The 1,486-nt window shown below is 52.4% G+C and carries 1 protein-coding gene; it reads left to right on the top strand.

Annotated elements, in window-relative coordinates; all coding sequences use genetic code 11:
- Window positions 1-110 precede the first annotated feature (110 nt).
- Window positions 111-1,438, top strand: a protein-coding gene (locus KNP81_RS15065; RefSeq protein ID WP_418508267.1) for an IS3 family transposase whose coding sequence is annotated in 2 segments (ribosomal slippage) — window positions 111-498 and window positions 498-1,438 — 1,329 coding nt in all. Because the reading frame shifts where the segments join, the coding sequence is not laid out codon by codon here.
- The last annotated feature ends 48 nt before the right edge of the window (window positions 1,439-1,486 follow it).

The following is a 1,486-nucleotide window of genomic DNA, read 5'->3' as shown; positions in this document are numbered from 1 at the left end:
TGAACTGAACCCCGAATGATGGACACTTGAAAAAAGTGCCTCACTCGGGGTTTTTCGTGTGCGCATGAATCGCTATAATGAACCTATTCATTCAGACGGGAGAAACAGTCATGAGTAAAATCATCTTCAACATTCAACAAATCAATCAGCTCGAAGAAAATCCAAACGTCGCCTCCGTATCAGAACGTTCGATTCAATACACCGCCGAGTTTAAGGTCAAGGCCGTGCGTGAGAACATGGACGGCAAAGGACCTCAACAGATCTTCACAGAGGCGGGGTTCGACCTGACGGTGATTGGGAAAGAGAAGGCGAAGTCTTCGTTGAAGCGTTGGCGTCGGACGTACCGAACGGACGGAGAAGACGGTCTCCTGAACAACAAACGTGGGAAGACCCTGGGAGGCGGGCGTCCGAAAAAAGACGAGTCGATGGAGCGACGGTTGGCGAAGGCAGAGGCACGGATCAAATATCTGACGGCCGAGAACGAACTCTTAAAAAAACTAGAGAAGTTAGAAGGGCAGGCGAAACGAACGAACTGACACCGGCAGAGAAATATCAGGTCATCAATACCATCATCCGAATCGCGCAGCTGGAAAACCTCGTGCGCCCACTATGTGAAATCGCTGGTGTGAGCCGGAGTGGTTACTATGCCTGGTTGAACCGAGCCGAGGCAGAGTCCCTCCGGGAAGAGCGTGATTATCTAGATGCGACCCTACTCAAGCAGATTCACGACAGCCACGGTGGCAAAGTCGGTTATCGGGCACTGTACATGGAGGTGCGCGCAACCCTCGGGATCCGAATCAACCATAAGCGCATCCTCCGACTGATGCGCAAGTATAACATCGTCACCAAAATCCGAAAGATGAGCCCTTATCGAAAACTAGCTAAAGCGACGCTCGAGCATCGCGTCGTGCCGAATCTATTGAACCGTCAGTTCCGGCAGAGCGAGCCCGGGAAGGTGTTCGTGACCGACATCACCTATCTCCCGATCGCCTCCGGCGAGAACGTCTATCTGTCTTGTGTGAAGGACGTCGCCACACGCGAGATCGTGGCACATAAGCTGTCCACGGGCCTTCACATGGACCTCGTCTTTCAGACGATGGAAAAGCTCGAAGAGCATCTCCAAGGGAACCTACATCCCGAGGCGATGATTCATTCGGACCAAGGCTTCCACTACACACATCCGGACTACCAACAACTCGTCGGCGACCTCGGACTGGTCCAGTCCATGTCACGTCGGGGCAACTGTCTCGACAACGCACCAATCGAATCGTTCTTCGGCCATTTGAAGGACTATGTCACCAACCGCTCGTGCAAATCGCTCGAGGAGGTCCGAGAAATGGTCGGGGACTACATAAGCTATTACAACTGCGAACGAGGTCAATGGAACCTAAAAAAGATGACCCCGGAACAATATCGGGGCCATCTGATCGCCGCATAGAAAACGTGGGCTTTTTATTAAACTGTCCATTTTACGGGGCTCAGTTCA

This window comes from Exiguobacterium sp. s149 (assembly GCF_018618395.1).
In the GTDB taxonomy this organism is placed as follows: domain Bacteria; phylum Bacillota; class Bacilli; order Exiguobacteriales; family Exiguobacteriaceae; genus Exiguobacterium; species Exiguobacterium chiriqhucha.
Note: the sequence above shows the minus strand (reverse complement) of the source record. Positions and strands in the feature narration are given on the sequence as shown.